This is a genomic window from Pseudomonas sp. MWU13-2100 (genome assembly GCF_023242365.1).
In the GTDB taxonomy this organism is placed as follows: domain Bacteria; phylum Pseudomonadota; class Gammaproteobacteria; order Pseudomonadales; family Pseudomonadaceae; genus Aquipseudomonas.
Window position 1 is genome coordinate 85,597 of sequence record NZ_JALLIX010000021.1, and the last position, 20,829, is coordinate 106,425.

Consider the following 20,829-nt stretch of genomic DNA (forward strand, 5'->3'; position numbering starts at 1 on the left):
ACAGCGGACCCGGTGTCGCCTTGCTGCTCTTGTGCGCCGTGTAGATTGGATTCAAGCGGTACGCCGGTGACAATAGTTCCCAGGGATCTCGTGTTTACGTGAGAAAAAGCTGATGATGGCGCAGCTTATAGAACGCGTGGTGGTGAATTCCCATTGATGCGACTGGATGGAGCTATCACAGCTGCTTAGGATGCTAGAGAACCTCAGGATGCTTGGATGCAGTATTTTGAAGCGCATACGGTACATGACGCTGTCCCTACATGGGCATCTGCCGCGCTTGGTCTGGGTTACCGATGGCGCCTGAGTGTCAGTAGTGCTCGTCGGATCGGCCTGTTGTCGATGCCGTGCGACTCGGAGGCTGCAGGTATCATCGCGCTGGGCGCGCTGCGGCGCGACCTTGAACGCACGACATCAAACCACGTGGATACGCACTTCGATCTTCTATCGCGGGCGTGCCGCGAGCGTGTGGCAGTCCATATGCACCGCGAGAACTCTTCAGAGGAGCTCTCGTGGGATGTGCGTAATACCGTTGACGATACCCGTTGGCGTTTTGTTGCCTACGATGGCGACTTGGATATCATTGTTCTCGAGATCGCCACACACCGGCCGGTCATCAAACGCAAGGGCAAAAGCATCCCAAACCCGAACGGGGCCTGCAGCCGCTACATCATGCGGGACAATGCCATCGGCTGGCAGTTGCGCAATTGTCCTTTACCGCAGCTGCCTCCGGACGGGAAGGCGCTGGAGCCCTCCGCGTACAGCAGCCTGCCAGGCTGCGTCGGCCCTATCTTGGAGGCAAACCTTCGCCGGTCCTATGACGGTCTGGTGCTGGTCGGACAGGGGGCCGCGCGTGACTCCACCTATATGCAGAAGTTTTATACGGCGGGCTTCGCGTCCGCTGACCATCGGCTTCCGCTGGGCGATCTGCTGACCCTGCATCACAGCGAGCGGAAATATATACGGCGTCTGCGTTTCCTCAACGAGCGCGCACTTCAGGACGAAGCAGCACACGCTGCCTGGCTGGTGGTGGCAGATGGTATATCCGCGCTGCTCTGTGCGGAGAAGCTGTTTCCTACCAGCGACATCATCGGTGTCTGCAACCGCGATGCGTCTGTCGAGGCCATCATCCAGCTAAAGGACTGGCTGAACGATATCAGTCGCTATTACACCGATATGGACGCCAATCACTGCATGGCAGGCGAGATGCCAAGCGGCATGATGCTGCGCGTGCTGCAACGAAGGACATGAACATGCCTGTCGCGACAACCGCTCGTTTGCAGTTTCTAGAGAGCAATCCGCCGGTCCAAGAACTCTACATCGGCGAATCTCCGCTTTTTTCTGCGATCCGCCACCATATGCGGGCGCTGTATTCTGCGCTCTCCCAGCCGGAAGGAGATGCTTACCATAACGAATCGGCACTGATGCTTCGGTTCGAGATGCAGAAGTGGCTGACGTCCCCCTTGATGCCCGATATCGGCCTGTTCATGCGCTGCGGTCTTTCCGATGACGGGCGGACCCGCCGGCAGTGGGGAGGGCAGGCCGCGCATACCGTCGAGCTGCTGAAAGACCTGATCACCTGCTACGCGGAGGAGGGCTCCGTGCTCAACACAGAGTTCGTCCGGCTGTTCATCGACCTTGCGTGCGAGTACGAGGAAGACCGCATAAAAATCTGGTGCCACCACAAGGAACGCGATCTCTTTCGCGACCTGCTGGAAGGTTTGACCGAGCTTGATGACGGAGTATTCGTAAGCACGCTTGCAGAGTATCGCAAGAGCCCTCCGACCGATGTACTGATCCGATTCGGACCGTTACGCACGCGCGGTTTCGGTAATGCGCCGGAGGCGCTGATCACTTCACCGATATATCGCCGGCTGGTCCGCCTTATCTGGACGGGACTGGCGGATGAGGAAGGATTTGCCGACGATCCGGTGCTGCCTACCCACAATTATCTGGCCACACTTCGCTCGCTCCGAACCACAGTAATCGGAAATCTGGGGGCGGTGCCTGTGTCGGCGGAGACGGAACCTGGGGATGATCTTGTGTTCCTTGACCAGAAAACGCCCGTCGGCAAATCCCTGCTTGGTTGTGTGCTGGTAGAGTTTCCCTCCGAGTACAGTGTGCTTCTGCGTCCTGGTTCCCGCTTGCTGGTATTCAGTCCCCATTGCACCGATGCGGAGGCCATTGGCTACCGACATATCGGCGACTTTGATGCCGGCGATTACCTTCTCGTCCATGACGCTGATGCTGACCTCGGCGAGGTCAGCGTCGATGCCGCCAAGGCGCCGCTGGCTGTCTTGTGGAAAAAGGCGCTGGCTGACGCTTGGAAGCGACACCCCGGTGTGTGCGCTCAGAGAATGCAGCAAGCCGGCATCGGACTACAGGACCTGTCTCGTGCAGTTCAGAAATGGACGGCAATGAATGGCACGGTGATTCGCGCCCCCCTGCGTAAGAAACATTTCGAGGCACTGCTGACAAAGGTGCTTGATCCGGAGCTTATTCCCCCGATGGTGGCGGATGGCAGGACGGTTCCAGGCTGGCGCCGGGCTTGGGCGGAGGTCGAGTCGACGCGGGTAAACGCGATACAGCACGGGGCTGTGGAGAATGCCATCGTCAACGAACAACTTGTCGCAGAGCTACGCAAGGAATTGCCGGCCATCCGTCACATGATCTCACTAGATGAAGTCTATCGTCACCTGCTCAAGCCAGAAACTGGACTAACTGGCAGCGTGGCATTTAAGCCTGTGCTAAGCATCTCGCCGGACTTCGCTGCGCCGGCAGAGCAGTTGGAAAAACCGCTGAAGTTGCTGGTTTCTGAACAGTATCGAGTGAACCATGGAGGCGATCATCTGTGCGCATGATTCCCGGATTTATCGATGAGTCGGCCCCGCCCGGCGAGGTGGATCTATACCGCAAACTTGAAAGTGCGCAGTACGGCTGGACCGTTATCCACTCGCTGGACTTGGCCCCGAGCAACCACAACAGACGTACCGAGCTTGACTTTGTGATCTTGATACCTGACGTCGGCATTCTCTGCATAGAGGTCAAGTCGCACCGCGAGATCGGCTTCGACGGTGATCACTGGTACCCGGAAAGCATCACCAAATCACCGTTCCGCCAAGCGCAGGATGCGCGCTTTGCCCTACGTCGCCGGCTGTTAGACCGGTTAGCGTCCTTCTCACAAGTCCCGGTGGTGCACTGTTGCATATTCCCCCGGGCAGACTTTGCCGTAGCGCCCAACCTGTCGATTCAGCCTTTCGAGGTGATGGACCGTGGCCGGTTCGAGGCCTGTGCCACGGGCGAGGCACTGTGTGATGGGCTGAAAACCATGGTCCTTCGGATCATCGATGCAGATCCGACGATCACCCCGCTAAAGGCGCCGCTGTCAGCGCCGCAAGTGACGGACTTCGTCAATTTTTGTTTTCCCATCCGCACTCGTCGGCCCGAAAAGAATGCCGAAATCTGCTACCGCGAGGAGGAGCTCGAGCAACTCCTGCGAGAACAGCAGCGTCCTGTGCTTCATTTGACGGAGTACAACCCCCGGGTGCTTGTGGAAGGTGGGGCCGGCACCGGCAAGTCGCTGATTGGTATCGAGGTCGCCCGGCGTAAGGCCGCCCAAGGGCTCCGTGTGGGCTATCTGTGCTTCAACAGGCTGATCGGCCAATGGGCTGCCAGTCAGCTTGAGTGCGACCACCATCCGCTCCTGGTCGGCGGCTCCGCCCTGAGCGTGCTGATGTCCCTGACTGGGATCAGTGTGCCAGATAATCCCAACGATGATTTCTGGTCCGACCTGCCTCTGGCTATTCAGGACCGCCTCACGGATCCGTCGTGTGCCCATGATGCACAGTTTGACTACTTAATCATCGACGAGGCGCAGGACATAATTGGGCGTCCGGACCTGCTGGATTGCATCCGTCTGCTGCTAGACGGAGGCCTGGACGGCGGCCGCTATTTGATGCTGGGCGACTTCCGCAACCAAGTGCTGACTGGCGCTGCGGCGCTCGAGACAACCCTTGCAGCGATGCGGTGCTATGCCGCCCGCTGGGTTCTCACGGAAAATTGTCGGAACTACAAGGCCATTGGTCAGATCGCGATGAAGCTCTCGAAGGCTGACCGCAGTACGTACTCCGGGTACCTGCGTCAGGGCGGAGGCCTACATGCATGGAACCTAGGGCTGTACCAAGATGCGACAGATCAGGTCCGTCAAATCATCACGTGCATTGATTCGGCCTTGGCCAGCGGATTTAGTGCAGAGGACATCACAGTGCTCTCCTTTGGGGCTGAACACCAATCGGTGCTGCCTCTGCTTTATGAGACGTGCCGGCGCCCCTTTGTCACTTCGGGGCCAAAGGGTGTCAAGGGGATCCGTTGCTCCACTGTTCCCGCCTACAAAGGCCTTGAGAACAAAGTCATCATCATCACTGATGTGACTCCTTCAGACAGCGGGTTCGACCGCAGCCGTTTCTACACGGGCATTACCCGGGCGCAGGAGAGGCTCCATCTTTTTTGTCACGCGTCGGGCTCCTCACAGTTGGCCGAATGGGTCAAAAACGCAGGGAAGGAATATGAATAAAGAACGGTCTGCCGAAATTGAATTCCTGCGCGGTGAGCTGGTAGGCCCTGCGCGTCCATTGGAAGCGGTTCGCCCTGGCACAACGGTGACCTTGGATGCGCAGGGCTGCTTTCGGCTGACCGAGGATACCGACGGGACCCTGTACTACCTATGCGATGGAAGCAACATTCCTCAGGAGCTTGTCCACCATCGTGGCGAAACACCCATGCAGCGGTATGGAGCAGGTCTGTTGCACCCACGCAACGATGTGCGCGGGGTAGTGATTGACGAACCAGTTGGTGCCGAACCATCCGGCCGCGAACCGGACAACGACGCTTCGGCTGAAACTGTACAGGCAGTGGTCTCCGATCCGGATGAGCCACCCTCGTCTACGGTGTTCGAAAACGCTGACGCCGGTGTCTTAGACGGTGGTGGGGAGGAGGCGGATGACGATGATTTCGAGGTCGGCAGCGCCGACATGTTCCAGCCGTCGGTAATGGGCATCAGCTTCTGCCTTGAGGAGGGGGACGGCGAATTTGTGGTGTCGCTGCCCCCAATGAAAAAGTTCTTCTGGCAGCTGCCGGAGGCGGCGCCGTTCCAGGTCAACGGACGTTATGAGCCTTGTATCAAGATCACCCCCAAGGAAGCTAGTGAACACCGGGCCGAGGCTTGGCGGCGCGTTCCGGCGACCACTGTCGACACGTGCGAACGGTTTCCGCTGTCCAGCTTGGAGCCTGGTAAAACAGTATCGAGGAACCTTGTTCTGTCGGGGGGGCTGGCCTTGCAGATTCAGGTATTTCCGCGGCGCATGCATGGCAAGTGGATCATTACCTGCGTGCTGCGCAACCAACTGGACGCTAGCGTCATGAATAGCCGGGTGGAACGAGGGCGGGGCATACTCTTCCAGGCTTGCTTCGAGGTACGCGTGCAAGGCGGCGCGGCCTTCAGCCGTTACCCTGAGGGCGTAAGACCGTTTCGGCAGCTCGACGATGACGAGCAGACGCTCTCCCTGCTTTACCGTGACGAGGCTACTTGGGCAATCGGGCATGGTTGTGCTGCGGGATGGGATCGTGTTGAAGGTGCGACACCGGAAGCGGTTTTCGCCGATGTGATGCCGGCTGTGGAACTGCCGAGTATGACGCCCGACATCAGGGACCGGGACGGCAAGCCGGTTACCCTGTCAATGCGTGAGTTGGCAGGCCTATCGTCCTTTGCCGGGGGCGGCGCAGGCTGGGAGGCGCTCGACCGTCTCGCCGGAGAGTATGCGGCCTGGATCGAGGCGCGTGAGGCGGAATGCGTAGGATTGGAGCCCCATTTGCATGAGGTAGCCGCACGCCATCTTGAGGGCTGTCGGCAGTGCCTCGTGCGCATAGGCAAAGGTATCGCCGTTTTGCAGGAAGATGAAACGGCACTAGAGGCGTTCCGCTTGGCGAATCAGGCGATGATGCTGCAACAGATAGCCTCCAAACAGATTTCACGCCGCCCCTTGGTCCGTTTCGACGGCCACGTGGTAGCAGCTGACGTACTGGAAGGTCAGCCCCGCACTCCGTGGAAAGTCTGGGTCGACAGTTCAGAGAAACCTCACATCGGCAATTGGCGCGCCTTCCAAGCGGCCTTTCTGTTGATGAGTATTGTCGGTCTTATAGACGGGCGTAGTGACGACCGAGAAATCGTTGACCTGATCTGGTTCCCCACAGGGGGGGGTAAGACCGAAGCCTATCTCGCGGTCGCAGCCTTTTACATGTTTCACCAGCGCCTGATTGCGCGCCCCGACGACAAACTTCGTCGCGACGGCACCAACGTATTCATGCGTTATACCCTGCGCATGTTGACCACACAGCAGTTTCAGCGCGCCGCCAGCCTAATCTGCGCGATGGAGCAGATCCGCTTACGCCGCAATGCGGAGTTCGCCCGCCCTCTGATTGGGGAAGCCAGAATTACGCTTGGGTTGTGGGTTGGAGCTAGTGGCTCGCCGAACACTTGGGCAGACGCTAGCACTGCCATCCAGAAATACAACCGCAACGACGTGGCAGGCAATCCGTTGGTGCTTACCGAATGTCCTTGGTGCCGAAGCACAATCGGCCGGCTGGAGCAGGATGCCGCCGGCCGCCCCGTCAAAAACAGAGGCAACGGCAGCAACCTAGCTGGACTGGCTTTTTCCGAAAAACGCCCGTACCTGAAGTGTTCCGACGTCAACTGTGAATATGGTGGCGAGCGTGACAGGCTTCCTGTCGAGGTGATTGACGAGGCGATCTATAACGAGCCGCCGTCCATGTTTATCGGTACGGCAGATAAGTTTGCGATGATGGCTTGGAAGCCGGAAACAGGCGCACTGTTTGGTTTTCGTCGTGATGGCAAAGGAAATGTTTCCCCCGTCAGACAGCCACCTGGGCTGATCATCCAAGATGAGTTTCATCTAATTTCCGGACCACTAGGTACGATCTACGGCCTGTATGAAGGCGTGATCGAACGGTTTTGCACTGCAGAGGAAGGCCGGCACCTGATCCGGCCAAAAATCATTGCCTCGACGGCCACCATTCGCGGCGCAACGGAACAGGTACGCACTGTCTATGCTCGCGAGAGTCTGCAGCTATTTCCCAATCCGGGGCTGGCGATGGGGGACTCGTTTTTTGGCCGTTACGCCAAGGGTGACAATGACCAGCTTTCAGAGGGACGCCTCTACCTTGGCATTCATGCCAGTGGTTACCGGTCCTTCCTGACTGCGCAGGTCCGCACGTTTTCGGCAGCGATGTTCAGGGCTGGGATGTTCGAGGAGCGAAAGGACGCTTGGTGGACGCTTCTGGCGTTTTACAATAGCCTTCGCGAACTAGGTGGTGCTCAGACCTTGTTCCAGTCTGACATTGCCGCGCGCATGAAAGACTACTCGGTTCGCTATGGACTTAAAGGCAGCACGCAACGCTACCTCAATAAAGTGGAAGAACTGACCAGCCGCCAGAGTCAGGCCCAACTAGTAGAGCTTATGGACCGGCTGGCGCTGGATTGGAGTGACAAAAAATCCATCGATGCCTGCCTCGCATCCAACATCATTGAGGTAGGGGTCGACATCGACCGACTGGCGTTAATGGCTGTTGTCGGCCAGCCCAAGTCAACCGCGCAATACATCCAGGTCACGGGCCGAGTCGGCCGGAAGTGGGATAACCGACCAGGACTGATTCTGAGCATGTTCAATCCGAGCAAGAGTCGTGACCGTTCGCATTTCGAGCAGTTCCACAGCTATCACCGCCGCCTGTATGAACGTGTCGAGCCCACCTCGGCCACTCCGTTCTCGGTCGAGGCAGTGGAGCGTGCCCTGGCCGGCGTCCTCTTGGTCTGGGCTAGGCAGTGCCATGACGCTAAATCCCCCGGCGAGTCCTATGGCGACTACGTCGGCTATCTGGATGACGCGTTTGACCTACTACTCGAGCGCTGCGAAACCATTATGGAAAAGCAGCCGGCGGAATCGGCTCGCGTGCAAAAAGCCATGTGCAAGGTATACAGCGACCTCCGCAGAAAATGGCAGGCCAGCCCACAGGAATGGTGGTCGTACCCGCAAAAAAAAGACGGTGAGTATTTGATGCTTTGGTCCGGCGTGTTTGCGACCCGCGAACAGAAGCTGAAGGGGACACGGGTTCTCAGCAGCATGCGCAACGTCGATGGTACTGCCCGAGCGGCAATCAGCAGCAACTATTTCTATTTCGCGGAGGAGCATACAGAACATGGCCAGTGAGATTCGGCTGGGGCAACTGATCGCTCCCTTTGGCTCGGGAAGCATCTACACCGACAAGAACGGCACTCCCAACATCGTCTGTGGCTTGGATTTCTGGCATATGCAGAGGGATGAGCGGCACGGCTGGAAGGCAGACGAGTCCGCCGTGCGCAAGCATGTGATCGACGAGCCCCGACTTTCCGCGCTACTCCATGTTCCTCAATTCCGTCAGCCGCCGGAGTACTGCTTCGACGACCAGAACCCGGGTCTCTCCAGACTGGAGGTTCAGACACACCGCTTTCCCACCTGGTATGTCGACATTTTGAGCGGGAAAATGCGCCGGGTCAGTCTCGACACGCAGAAGTTGGCCCCTTTAGAAAAGGGTGAAAAACAGGCTCGCTGGCGTCCGGTTCGCTTCATCAGCGTTTGCAGCGAAGGACATATCGCGGATTTTCCGTGGAAGGCTTGGTGTGGGTGCGAATGCCCAAGTGACAGTGATTTGGTTCTGAGCGATACGGGCGGCCCGGATCTGCGGTCCGTAAGGGTCTCCTGCAAGCGTTGCGAAAAGTCAAGAACACTGGCGGGCTCTATGGGAATGGAGCTTAATCCGCAACGGGATCAAGTTGTGAAGTCTGGACTTCGTTCCGCAGACATCAACTGCGGCGGTGAACGCCCGTGGCTAGGCCAGTCAGTTCAGCCTTGTGGCGCACTTCCGGTGGCCGTGCTGATCAACCAGTCGAACATCTATTTCGGCAAGACCCTGTCCTCGATCTACCTGCCTGATATGACCAGCGAACGAACTGTCGCAGACATACAGAAGGTTCTGCGGCGGGATGACATGGATCTGTCCTCGGCCAAACTCCTCCTCCAGATGGGAGATCGCTCGACTGCCCTAATGAAGCTTAAAGAAATACTGAAACCACATTACCAAAGCCTTCCTGATGACGAGTCGATCATGCAGGCTATCGAATCCCTCAGCCGAGGGACTTCTCTATCCAGCGATGCTCCCCAGCCTGTTTCGTCTGAATCCCAAACTTTGACATTCAGGCGGGCCGAGTACAACGTACTGCGTCATGAAGTCGAACTTGGCGTGGACGAGGAACTCCGAGTCATCAAGAGCTTGGTTCCGGATGAGCTGAAACAGTGGTTTGGACGGGTGAACTTGGTTGAGCGATTGCGCGAGACCCGAGTGTTTTGCGGGTTCGAGCGCTTGATACGGGCGCGAGACCCACTCGCGGGCATGCCGACATCCGCCATGAACCAACTTTTCTTGCATCCGCCAGAATCTGCAATTCAGTGGCTACCCGCAGTCAAGAACTACGGCGAAGGAATTTATATTGAGCTGAACGAGTTCGCCGTAGAACAATGGCTCATTGATAACGCGACTTGGCTAGAGGAGCGACTCGACCAAGCGTTTGTAGACCGCATGGGCAACGAACTGAATCTCCTGCCGCCTCTCCAGAGCAACGCCTGGACGCCGCAATGGGCCGCCCGCTACCTACTGGTTCATACTCTGGCGCACATCATGATTAACCAAATGGTGTTCGAGTGCGGTTACTCGTCAGCCGCGCTGAAAGAACGAATCTTCGTGTCGAGCGATCCGAAGGCCCCAATGGCCGCATTTCTCATCTTTACGGCCGCCGGGGATTCGGAAGGGAGTCTGGGCGGACTGGTCCGCATTGGCCGGCCTGAGCTGTTCGGGCCCTTGGTGCACAGGGCTCTCTCGCGTGCGTCTTGGTGTTCCGCCGATCCTGTGTGCTCGGAGGATCTGGGTGGTACGGGTTCGCGGCGGGTGAACAAGGCCGCCTGTCATGCCTGCGTGTTGCTGCCAGAGACTGCCTGCGAGACGGTCAATAGTGGATTGGATCGTGCCATGGTCATCGGGACCCCGCAGGTTCCGAAGTATGGGTTCTTGTCCGATTTGATTCAGGGAGCTCCATACGACTAGTGATTGTCTGAGGGGTAGACATGGCAGTCATGATGTCTGCTCGAGGTGGGGGCTACGATTTTTGAACTTGGCCCGACGATTGCCCATTTTTTTACTCACCGCCTCGCCGTCGAAATGCCGCTTTTTTTGTTTAGCTGGTAAGGAAGGACCCTGACTGCTCATCCAAGATCTTTACCCAAACCGACGCGGTCGAACAGTCAGGAAAACGGCTACAGTCTGACTATAGATTTTAGCAGTGGTTGTAATACTTGGTTTCAAGTAGATGGTTCGTTTAGTGATGAAATGATCAGCATCGCAGGCTCTGTGTCACGAATGAATCTAGACGCACGATCAAGTAGATCGATCTGAGACATGCGCTGCTGCCCTCGCAGTGCGCATTCCCAAATCACAAGGACGCGCCAACCTGCGGCCAAAAGGTCGCTTACTGCTTTTTGGTCTCTGGCTTCATTAAGTTCAAGCTTTTGGCGCCAGAAGTCCTTTCGTGTTTCTGGCAGTTTTGAAAGTGCGCACCTGTGGAAATGCCAGAAGCAGCCATGGATGAATGCTGCTGTGCGATATCGCGGAAAAACAAGATCGGGACGTCCGGGCAGGGTTCTGTCATATAGTCGATACCTCAGCCCTCTCGCGTGCAGTCCACACCGAATCAGCATTTCTGGTTTGGTATCACGGCTACGGATGCGGCTCATGTTGAGTTGGCGCTGTTTGGCAGTAAGTACGTCAGCCATTCATTACTCCTCTACGAGGCAGCATCCTCGACTATGGATTTTAGGCAGTCCTTCAGCTCACTCTGGCTCATGCCGGGTCTTAACTTAACCGCGCCGAAGCGAAACTTTTTGCGATACTGCGGATGAAAAAGACGACCTGGTACAGGCGTGGTACGGAAGTCGGTGTTCAGAGTTGGCACATGTGGCGTGAGCAGGTAAGCCGCCGTCACGACACCTTCGACCTGCCCGCTTGAGGTTTCTTGAACCAATGCATCGCGATAGGTATGGATCGAGTTTAGCGCCTCGTTTAATCCGCTGTTTATGCGGTACTTAGCATCCAGGACAATGACGCGCCGCTCCGGGCTGCTGCCGAGACCCGTGCCGGCGAGAACGATATCTGGAATCATCGAACGGCTGAAACTTCCTTCCCCATCGGACTCTATCCAGTATTCGGAATACTTCCGCTGAAAACACAGTACCTTGCCTGCCCCGATCGGGACTATTACAGCGCCGGCTGCAATTGTCACGCTCCCCTCGGCGGTGGAAATAAATAGACTGCTCAGATCCACGCCGGTAGGCCCATACACCTCAACAGCTGCGCGCAGAAGTCGCAGGAAGCACCAGAGCTCGTATAGCTCATATGTTCTCGCCAATGGCATCTGCAAGAAGTCGCCGAAGAGCGCAGCAAGCCCTAGGTTCATATCCTGCCAAAGCAGGTAAAAGCGTTGGTAGACTGGATCGTTACGAAACAGTGAACTCATGCGCAGTAGCGCTGGCCCCTCTCCAACGTCAGTCATGAAGCCCGAGCCAGAGAGGTCGTTGAGACGGCGGGCAATTTTTCGCGTGCGGAGTGCCCAGTTACTCGCGGTCGTTCTGACATCCGAATCGTAAGATGTATCGGTTTTTGCGAGGACTTCGGCAACACTTGCAAGCCATGCTGACCATGACTTGAGGCATGCTTTGATCTGCCTATGCTCCTGTATGTCCACACTGTTTCGGCTCTGCCGTAACATGATTTGAGCAGGCAAGCGACCTTTCAGTGCGGCAGGCAGTCGTGAAGGTCGAACCGTTTCGGTACGGATTGCGCCGGACCGGAACGATTTGATGATTTCAGGTCCCGTCGCACGCGTTGCTCGGTGCGCTGGCACGGTGACCTCCTCGGAGCGTAGGAAGTGGCGCGGCGAGCGGGCAATTGCGGCAATCGCTTCAGCGATCTTTTCCACGCGCGAGCGCAGGAATTCGAGTCGTGCGAGTGGAGGAGGTTTGTTACCGCGCTGGCGAGCTATGCTTTTGCGGAATGCGCTGAGTGAGAACAGTGCGAAGGTGTCTTCCAGCACTTCGCGCACCATTGTATCGAAGTCGTCCCTTGTGAGCTTACGCAGATCAGGGTCGGTTGTAATTTCAAAGCGGCGTGTGCCTGTACCAGGGAGACGGAGCACCGCCTCTACAACGCCGGCGTGAAAGCCCGGCTCCCAGCGCCAGCGCGCCACGTTCGGTTGACGAGACCGCAGCGCTTCAGCCGGTACGTCGTCTATCAGTAGATCAGCGTTCAGGGCGTCGTCGCTGTCTCTCAGTTCAAAAAGATAAAAGGTACCTTCCCGCACTACTCCCGGGGGGATTAAATCCGGTATCGGCCAGACCTGCCAAGCTGGCCCGACACCTTGGGCCTGGATATAGAGCTCCGTCACAGTTAGCGCATCGCCTGGAAGGAACCGAAATCGTCTAGATCCGTCAGTAGTTTTCGGACATAAGACTCTGCTCTAGGCAGGCCTTGACAGGCCTTTTCGAGGCTGGTGAGTAGTGAGCGCTGCCGCTCGGCACCGCGCAACTTGACTAAGACTTTTTGCACCAACAGCTGGTCGGTTACCTCTGCCGAAGGGGTTTTGAGGTGTTCCGCATCGAAGGCGTGATAACGCACGCACTCTTCAATGAGCCGGTAACCGAACCCCAGTCCATGTGGCTGCATTAGTTGGTGAATTTCCGTCAGCTTCGCTTCGGTTGCTACGCGTGCATTTTTGAGATCTGGGTGCTGAGCCTCAAGAGATGTGAGGAACCCAGGTACATCCACCATCGACATATCGATTACCGATGCCCGGTCGAGCACCTTATCGCTGACTGGATTGGTCGTTTCATCAACATTAATAGTGCCGATGATGAACAAGTTCGGGGGCAATGGCAGCTCGGCGCGAATACTGGCTCCCGTGGTACCTTCCAAAGGTATACCGTTGGAGTGAAGTTGTAGCGCTCCCTTGGTCTCCATGCACGACAGAACATCGGAAAGGTAATATTCGACCCGAGCTAAGTTCATTTCATCGAGCACAACAAACACAGGTGATTCGCGGTGTGCAGTGGCCACCAGTACAGCCTCAAGGAAAGGCGGGACGACGTACCGGTTAGTCAGCACGTCGTAATAGCCCGTCAGTCCGGTTGGATCGGTCCACTCGGGGCGTACTGGGCATTCAAAAATCAGAGGATCGGATTCTGTCTCCATTGTCAGTCCATGGACCGCACGGGCGTACTTCAACGCGAGCTGCGTTTTACCTGTCCCCGACAGGCCAGAGAGGATGACGAAGTGTTTGTGACTCAGAAAGTTCAGCGCAGCATGGAAGCGGCGCACTTCTCCGTTCGGATAGTGACCGCCCTGCGATTTGACTGCGGCTTCAATGTCCGCTACGGGGATACTCGACGGCATCCGGTACATAGAGGGCTTGAGAGTCGCTGTATCGGCCCAGACCGAAAGCTCGTGAATCTTCTCCTGTCCAGCAAGAGCTCCGAGCCAACCAATGAATTCGCGGGCCAATAGACTCCGACGTGCCGACGCTGTTGGTGGATACAGCGCTACAACGATCTCATCTGGCTCAACTCCAGGTCCGAACGGAGTTAAATCAAATTTCATGCTGTTCCAGAAGCCAGAGTTACGCATCCACAGCCGGCCGTCCCCTGCTAAGTAGATAGCTACGAGGTTGTTGGAATGACTGTACTTGAACGGCTTCTCTGGTTTCTCTGGCTCATCGGCTTCTTCCTCGATCTCCTCGTCGCATTTTTCTCCGGAGGTCTTTTTTGCGGCCGCACCCAGACGCATCATTTCAGCGAGGCGCTTTAGGAAGTTCGCTTTGTCTTTCCGGATCAGCACCGAGAAATAGACTTCGTCCTCTGGGGGGAACTTCATCACGCAAGCAAAGGTGAAAGCATCTGCATCTGCATCCTCACGGACGGCTTTGAGGTTCGGTACCCCGATCTGCACTCCGCCTTCTACGATTTTCGCGCTGTTCGAGACTCCGAAAAGTTTACTCGTGCGAGTGGTTTTGGTACCCCCGAAATACTTATGCGTTGCCTCAAGAAACTGTCGCTGCCGCTCTTCTAGGTTCATCCCCGGTCTCCCTTTCCTTTTGTGTGAGCGCAGTCATCATTTGTGTGGCGATAGCTTTCGCCAGCAGCGGTGGAACCGCATTACCAATTTGCTTGAACGCAGGGTTCATTGTACCGCTGAATAAGAATCCATCTGGGAAGGACTGCAGCCGGGCAGCTTCGCGTACAGAGATCGTCCGCGACTGTTTGCTGTCATAGTGGATATGGCTGTACCCGTCTTTGCCAAGATGTGCCATCAGCGTACGGGCAGGTTGGTTGCGCCACATTTTTCGCCACTTATTTGGAAACTTACTGGCGTCGTACGGCGGTACAATTGAATCCCAGAGAGCTTTGTATTTAGCAGAGCCTTCTGTGAGAATTTCGCCCTTCGCTCGCGCAGCAACGAGACGCTCCTCGAACATCGCTACTGCATGTGCGTACGCCTGGGGATACTGGTCGCCCGGGCTCATGCGAGAAAACAGTTCGTAGTCTCGTGGGAGATAACGTATGACGTGATCCTTCGGGCCTTCTTTAGCAGCCTCGTGACCGGGCCACGTACGCATAAGCGTTGCGTAAGTAGAAGGGTTCTTGCGGTTGTAGCCCGCTGGCGTATCGAAGCGCCGGGCACCTCGGGCAATTTTCCCTTCGGCCAGGAGCTCCCTGGCGTAGATCGCTGGTAGATCACTCAACGCGTCCTCGGCAGTTATCGCCGGAGGCAGGTCAGGGGTGGCGGCCGGTGGCTCGATATAGGAGTGTGCTTCGTCAAGGAGACCACGAAGCGACTTCAGCGCCACTGAGCGTGACCCCTCATATCCTGGCGGCAGCACCAGCCAGTGGCTTGGTGAGGGAAACGATACCTGTTGTCTAAGCTCCCGGCGATAACCAATCAGGAACATCCGCTCACGCATTTGGGGGACGCCATAAAAGGCCGCATTCAGAAGCGTATAGCCGCAGACATAGTCTTTGGCTTCCAGCACTTCACACGTTTCTTCTGCGATGTTCTGTCCGCCATGGTTCAGGATATCGGGTACGTTTTCCATTAGAACGGCAAGAGGTTGAAACGCGTCAACAAACTCCAGGTACTTCTTGTAAAGCTGTGCTCTGGGGTCATGGATGAATGCTTCGGGATGAGCCTCTATTTCTCGCAGTTTAGAGCGACCTACCCGTGCAAATGCTTGGCACGGAGGTCCGCCAACCACAACGTCAAAAGCATCTGCCACCTCGCCAACGCCAAGGCGGGAGCAAAGTTCTGCAGGGGAAGTCTGGGTGATGTCGATAGGCTGACTATGAACTTCGGCGCCATCATGGAAATTCAGTCCATGAGATTTGGCTGCATTTGGTTCAAATTCGACAGCGGCACGCATATCGAAGCCAGCGGCCTCGAATCCGAGGGAAATTCCTCCGCAACCGGAAAAAAGGTCCAAAACACGTGGCTTTGCTCCGGTTTTCAGGCGCGCTAGCTTGCGGAGAATGACGTCTTCAGTCATTTGAGTCAGATCCTGATCGTGTGGACAGCCGTAGAGGCAATTCCAGCTGACCTTGGTATTCATTTAGAAAGCGTTGGATGGCCATGCGGATGACCCATGCGGATGAGACGTTGTTAGCGTCTGCCAGCGCTTGGACCTGAAGGTGAGCATCTTCAGGCAGCATGACGGAAGTCCTAACGGTCTTACGGCCGGTGGTAGCGGGGCTAGGTGCCATATACGGTTTTCATCGTTTGATTGTATGGTGCGATTGTGCACCATTATGCATATTCTTACATCATTAGAAGAGGTGTTCTGGCTTGGTTGTTAGGGGCCGGGAGCTGACTGCAGCCAGTTGGCCGGTTGGCTTACTGGAGCGGTTTGAGATTTTTTATCAGCGCTACTGATCGAGATCAGGTGGAAGTCCTGTCCATGAATGCTTTGCATTGTACTGTTTTTTCATACAGTGATAAAGATAGCATTTCCTTGCTCGTGGGGGGAGTCTTATTGGCAGGTGGGTGTTGGCGGGCTGGGTGAAGAACACCGCCCTAGTCAGGGAGTTGCGGGCCTCGCCCTCGTTCAGCCCTGCATGTACACGGTGGCGCAGCTCGACGCTTTGCAGCCAGTCTAGGATGAACAGCGTGCGCTCGATCCCGCCGAGCTCGCGCATGGCCCGGGTATGTGGTGGTCGGTTTTCCACCCAGGAACTCAGGCGTGTTTAACGCTTCGCTTCTTCGCAGCGTATGCCGCCAGCTGCTCAAGCGCGTACTGGATTGCATAGGGCGCTGGTCGGTAGGTAGCCGACTCTGGGCTGCTCAAGTAGTAGCGCATAACCCGGTCAGTGATGCCGAGTGCGGTCGCTGCTGCTTCTTGGGTGATACCTGCTGTCTCCAGAAGGCCTCGCAGGTAGGCCGGGGACGGGTCGTGCAGTGAGGCGTCTGGCTTTCGAGGGTACCCTGATTGTTTGTCCTGGTGCATGACTTGCAACTGTACATACTCGAGCACACCCTCTTTTCAGAGGCGTGCGCCATTTATGCCGGCGGTTTTGCATTCGAGAATCTGCACTTCTGGCGCGCCGATCACTTCACGGTCGATGTTGGCCAGCATGTAGGCCAGTTTGAGATCAGGATGTTGCAGCACCGCATTGACCTAGCGGACCCTATGACCACTGCGCCGGGTGTAATGTGTTGCGACAATAGGCTCTAGGATGTTGCCCCGGTAAGCTGGGCTTTCCTCATCTTGCGGATCGAGCTTGGGCAGTGAGGTGTCACAGCCGGTTTTTTCAGCCACCGCTCCAACTGGGATTTGTAAGGGCGGTTGCAGGAGCTGAGTGCAACACAGTTATTGAATTGAAGCCGGGGCATCATGACGCATGACCACGGCCTTTTGCATCACTTCGCTCATGACTTCGATCGGACACTTGAAATCGAAGCGCTTGCGGGGGCGCATGTTCAGTTGCAAGGCAATGGCGTCGAGCTCTTCCTGGCTGTGTACCGACAAGTCCGTTCCCTTGGGCAGGTATTGGCGGATCAGTCCGTTGATGTTCTCGTTACTGCCACGCTGCCAAGGGCTGTGCGGGTCGCAGAAATAAATCGCCACACCTGTCTTCTGGGTGATCTCGGCATGTCGCGTCATCTCTCGACCTTGGTCGTAGGTCATGCTTTTGCGTATCGCCAGAGGCATGCGATTGAGCGCCGCACTGAAGCCCTCCATCGCCGAGGTCGCCGTCGCATCGTGCATTTTCACCAGCATCAGATGACCACTGGTGCGCTCCACCAAGGTGCCTACCGACGAGGCATTGGCCTTGCCCTTGATCAGGTCGCCCTCCCAATGTCCCGGCGTCAGCCGGTCGTTAACCTCGGGCGGGCGTACGTGAATACTGAGCATCTCGGGGATCTGCCCACGTCGGTCCACGCCACCGGAACGTGGCCGACGGGCGGTTTTGCCCTGGCGCAAGCAGATGATCAGCCTTGCGCAGCTCACCGACCGGCAGGGCGTAGATCGCGCTGTAGATCGTCTCACGGCAGATGTAGGCTTCTTTGAGGCTGGGTATGTTCATGTGGCGAAGCTTGCCGCTAATTTGTTCGGGAGACAAACGTTCGCGCAACATCAGGACCACCAAATCGAAACGTTCACTGCCGGGCAACAGCTTGCGCGGGGGTCGACAGCGGCGACGGCGGACCTGCATGCGTTGCTGAGCGGTTTGTACCCCATAGCGACTACCGTCCTCTCGATTGCGTCGCAGTTCTCGGCTGATGGTCGAGGGGGCTCGGTTGATCAAGCGGGCGATCTTTCTCTGGCTGAAGCCTTGTTCCAGGCCCAGTTGGATCGTGACGCGTTCTTCAATGCTGAGTTCGTGATAGGACATAGCGACGACACCGCCGGGAGCCTTGCCTTTGGCTTTCAGACGTTCGCTCAGCGCCTCGATCCGGATCATGATCTTCGCCGATCGCATCGAACTGATCAGCCCCGGACACCTGCCTGACGTGCTCGATACCGAGAAAATTCGATTCGACCTGTCCAACCGTCGTAACCCGACGCTCACCTCCCATGCTGTGCACATCTTCCCCTATCGCGGTTTGGGCACGGGCATCCCGCGTGCGATCGACGCCTGGCCAATGATCAGGCTGGACTACGACCGGCAGGGTAACCAGTTCAGGGTGGTGATTCAGCGGGCCGTAGAAAGCGGGCCTCTTTCGGGACCAAGTAGGGACCAAGCAGGAATCGAGTCCACCGCCGAAGGAAAAGAAGCCGAAACAGGCCCGCCCTTGCAGCAAGAGCAGGTTACGCTGCTGTGCAGGATGACTGGCGACCACGCCGCGCCCGAGCTGATGACCTTCGTCGGGCGCAGCAACCGCAGCAAGTTCCGCGAACAGGTTTTGGCCCCGCTGCTGGCGCTTGGCGTGGTCGAGATGACCATTCCAGACAAGCCCAACAGCAGCAAGCAACGCTATCGCCTGACTGCGGCCGGCCGAGCGCTAAAGGCTGAGCAACGCTCCTCAGACGACTGAGCCCAGACAACCACGCCTTTGCGCCAGCACAATGCGGCGCTTTGCACATTTTCGCCACAGGTACAGGGTGTACCGGATCAGCATCTCGAAGCACGCGGATCAGTCTAGAACCGCGCCACCTGCGCCAACATAACTGGCGCAGTTCTACAAACCGCGCCACAATCGCGCCATCCCCTTCTCAAACTGCGCCAACACAGCCATGTCATCCAGCATCGAATTACTGAGCAGCATTCAGGCATCCAGCCACGGATTGACGTTGGCCGAGCTACTTGCACAACACGACGGCATTGCCAGGCGCACTGCCCAGCGTCTGATCGCGAAGCTGATCGAGAGCGGTCAAGTCACCGCACAAGGTGATGGCCGGGCGCGCCGCTATTTCAGCGCTGGCTCCCCAGCAGCCACGACTGAGCCACTGAACGCCCCACTCGATAGTTTTCCGAGCGCCATCCCCCTCTCGGCCGACAGCCAAGAAGTGCTTGCCTACATCAACCTGCCCCCGCAAGCGCGCAAGCCCGTGGGCTACCAGCGTGACTTTCTGGACGCCTACCATCCCAATGAGACGTGGTATTTGTCCGAATCGCTGCGCCGCCAATTGCACAAGATGGGCAAAACCGCCGATCTCAATGAGCCTGCCGGCACCTACAGCCGCGCCATTCTCAATCGCTTGCTCGTCGATTTGTCTTGGGCATCCAGCCACCTGGAAGGCAACACCTATTCACGTCTCGATACGCGTGAACTCATCGAGCATGGCAAGACGGCGCCAGGCAAAGCGGCCCTCGAAACGCAGATGATTCTGAACCATAAGACGGCAATCGAACTGTTGGTGGAAAATATCGACAGTGCCGAGTTCAACCGCTACACCGTAATGAACCTGCACAGTGCCCTGGCGGAAAACCTGTTACCCAACCCTTCGGATGAAGGACGGGTTCGCCAACATGCCGTCGATATCGGCCAAAGTGTCTATCGCCCGCTGTCTACCCCCCAGCAAATCCAAGATGCCCTGGACGTACTGCTCGGCAAGGCCAACCAGATTCGTGACCCGTTCGAACAATCCTTTTTCATGATGGTGCACTTGCCCTATCTGCAACCCTTCGCTGACATCAACAAACGGACCTCCCGACTGGCCGCGAACCTGCCGCTGTTCCACGCCAACCTGTGCCCACTGACATTTCTGGACGTACCGGAGCAAGCCTACAGCCGGGCCACACTCGGCGTGTATGAAATGACCCGAGTGGAATTGCTGCGAGACCTGTATGTGTGGGCCTATGAGCGCTCGACGCAGGAGTATCTGGCCATCAAACAGGACCTGGCCGAACCAGACCCTTTGCGACTGGCTTGGCGCGACCTCATCAAGCACGCGATCCGTAGCGTTATCCAACATCCGGAACTTGACCCACTCACCGTGATTCAGCAAGTCGTGAGCGATAGTGTTCCGGAACCCGAACAGCCCAGCGTCAAGGCTCTGCTCATTGAAGAACTTCGGCGTCTGCATGAGGGAATGCTGGCACGTTATGGCTTGCGACCGTCTGAGTACAGCACTTGGAAAGCGACGCGTGGGCATTGATGAGCACTGTGGATCTCGATCACACCACCCCATCTGCACGCCCTCCCTAAATAAATCGTCCCGTTTTCACTCACAACAGCAGCAAGCAACGCTATCGCCTGACCGCCGCCGGCCAAGCGCTAAAGGCTGAACAACGCCCCTCGGACGACTGAGCCCGGGCAACCACGCCTTTGCGCCAGCACAATGCGACGCTTGGCACATTTTCGCCACAGGTACAGGGAGACAACTGCGCGCGCCGCGTGGAGCGCTAGTCATCCAGCGCTGGTTGCTTGATCAGTGGGATCTGTCGCTACTTCCCAGGCTCTTGAGATGGCGGCTCGGGTTAAAGCTGTCCTTCGTGGTAGCTCTGGATCACTCGCTCGCACATAACGACGCCGTTGTGTTTTGTCGGTAGATATTTATAACTGCCGACGTAATGCAACATCATGGCGACATGGAAACCTCGCATCACACCATTCTGGCTCTCGCCGCCCAACGCGGCCCGATAAGCCCGCGCGATCTCGAGCCGAGGAAACTCCCTATTAATACGTAGCCCT

General features: G+C 57.0%; 13 protein-coding genes and 3 pseudogenes. 7 read left to right on the forward strand and 9 right to left on the reverse strand.

Annotation, left to right across the window (positions count from 1 at the left end; translation table 11 throughout):
• Positions 1–216 precede the first annotated feature (216 nt).
• From M5B99_RS16310 to drmB, 5 genes are read left to right on the forward strand one after another with little or no spacing between them, the layout of a single operon-like run.
• Positions 217–1,248 carry a hypothetical protein gene (locus M5B99_RS16310; RefSeq protein WP_248805007.1) on the forward strand — a complete coding sequence of 344 codons (1,032 nt, stop codon included), beginning with the start codon at positions 217–219 and terminating at the stop codon, positions 1,246–1,248.
• 2 nt (positions 1,249–1,250) lie between these two features.
• A complete protein-coding gene (locus tag M5B99_RS16315) occupies positions 1,251–2,858 on the forward strand; it encodes a hypothetical protein (protein WP_248805008.1) in 1,608 nt (535 codons plus the stop codon).
• Entirely contained in the window at positions 2,855–4,570 is a 1,716-nt protein-coding gene (locus M5B99_RS16320) for a nuclease-related domain-containing DEAD/DEAH box helicase (RefSeq protein ID WP_248805019.1), read from the forward strand. The genes M5B99_RS16315 and M5B99_RS16320 overlap by 4 nt, the downstream gene beginning before the upstream one ends.
• Positions 4,563–8,276 carry a helicase-related protein gene (locus tag M5B99_RS16325; protein ID WP_248805009.1) on the forward strand — a complete coding sequence of 1,238 codons (3,714 nt, stop codon included), beginning with the start codon at positions 4,563–4,565 and terminating at the stop codon, positions 8,274–8,276. The genes M5B99_RS16320 and M5B99_RS16325 overlap by 8 nt, the downstream gene beginning before the upstream one ends.
• The gene (drmB, locus tag M5B99_RS16330) at positions 8,266–10,203 is read left to right on the forward strand and encodes a DUF1998 domain-containing protein (RefSeq protein ID WP_248805010.1); all 1,938 of its coding nucleotides are present in this window, start codon (positions 8,266–8,268) and stop codon (positions 10,201–10,203) included. Before M5B99_RS16325 ends, drmB begins: the two co-directional genes overlap by 11 nt.
• Positions 10,204–10,457: 254 nt before the next feature.
• Here drmB and M5B99_RS16335 read toward each other — a convergent pair whose 3' ends face one another.
• From M5B99_RS16335 to M5B99_RS16365, 8 genes and pseudogenes are all read right to left on the reverse strand, one after another.
• Positions 10,458–10,928, reverse strand: coding sequence for a very short patch repair endonuclease (locus M5B99_RS16335; protein WP_248805011.1), 471 nt, complete (start codon positions 10,926–10,928; stop codon positions 10,458–10,460).
• A gap of 11 nt (positions 10,929–10,939) precedes the next feature.
• Entirely contained in the window at positions 10,940–12,595 is a 1,656-nt protein-coding gene (locus M5B99_RS16340) for a DUF2357 domain-containing protein (RefSeq protein ID WP_248805012.1), read from the reverse strand.
• A 2-nt stretch (positions 12,596–12,597) separates the two neighbouring features.
• Positions 12,598–14,277, reverse strand: a complete 1,680-nt coding sequence (locus M5B99_RS16345) for an McrB family protein (protein ID WP_248805013.1) — start codon at positions 14,275–14,277, stop codon at positions 12,598–12,600.
• Positions 14,243–15,805 carry a DNA cytosine methyltransferase gene (locus M5B99_RS16350; RefSeq protein ID WP_248805014.1) on the reverse strand — a complete coding sequence of 521 codons (1,563 nt, stop codon included), beginning with the start codon at positions 15,803–15,805 and terminating at the stop codon, positions 14,243–14,245. Before M5B99_RS16350 ends, M5B99_RS16345 begins: the two co-directional genes overlap by 35 nt.
• Complete coding sequence (locus tag M5B99_RS16355; protein WP_318654572.1) at positions 15,735–15,956, reverse strand: CopG family transcriptional regulator; 222 nt, start codon at positions 15,954–15,956, stop codon at positions 15,735–15,737. Before M5B99_RS16355 ends, M5B99_RS16350 begins: the two co-directional genes overlap by 71 nt.
• Positions 15,957–16,247: 291 nt before the next feature.
• Positions 16,248–16,391, reverse strand: a pseudogene (locus M5B99_RS30275) (Tn3 family transposase); the annotation flags it as partial.
• Positions 16,392–16,735: 344 nt separating this feature from the next.
• Positions 16,736–17,031: pseudogene (locus tag M5B99_RS16360) on the reverse strand (YqaJ viral recombinase family protein); the annotation flags it as partial.
• A 28-nt stretch (positions 17,032–17,059) separates the two neighbouring features.
• Positions 17,060–18,086: pseudogene (locus M5B99_RS16365) on the reverse strand (IS30 family transposase).
• Between the two features lie 67 nt (positions 18,087–18,153).
• Here M5B99_RS16365 and M5B99_RS16370 point away from each other — a divergent pair.
• Complete coding sequence (locus M5B99_RS16370) at positions 18,154–18,729, forward strand: Fic family protein (protein ID WP_248805016.1); 576 nt, start codon at positions 18,154–18,156, stop codon at positions 18,727–18,729.
• A gap of 199 nt (positions 18,730–18,928) precedes the next feature.
• Positions 18,929–20,293, forward strand: a complete 1,365-nt coding sequence (locus tag M5B99_RS16375) for a Fic family protein (RefSeq protein WP_248805017.1) — start codon at positions 18,929–18,931, stop codon at positions 20,291–20,293.
• Between the two features lie 322 nt (positions 20,294–20,615).
• Here the strand turns inward: M5B99_RS16375 and M5B99_RS16380 are convergent.
• A partial coding sequence (locus M5B99_RS16380; RefSeq protein ID WP_248805018.1) for a hypothetical protein occupies positions 20,616–20,829 on the reverse strand: 214 nt, incomplete at its 5' end.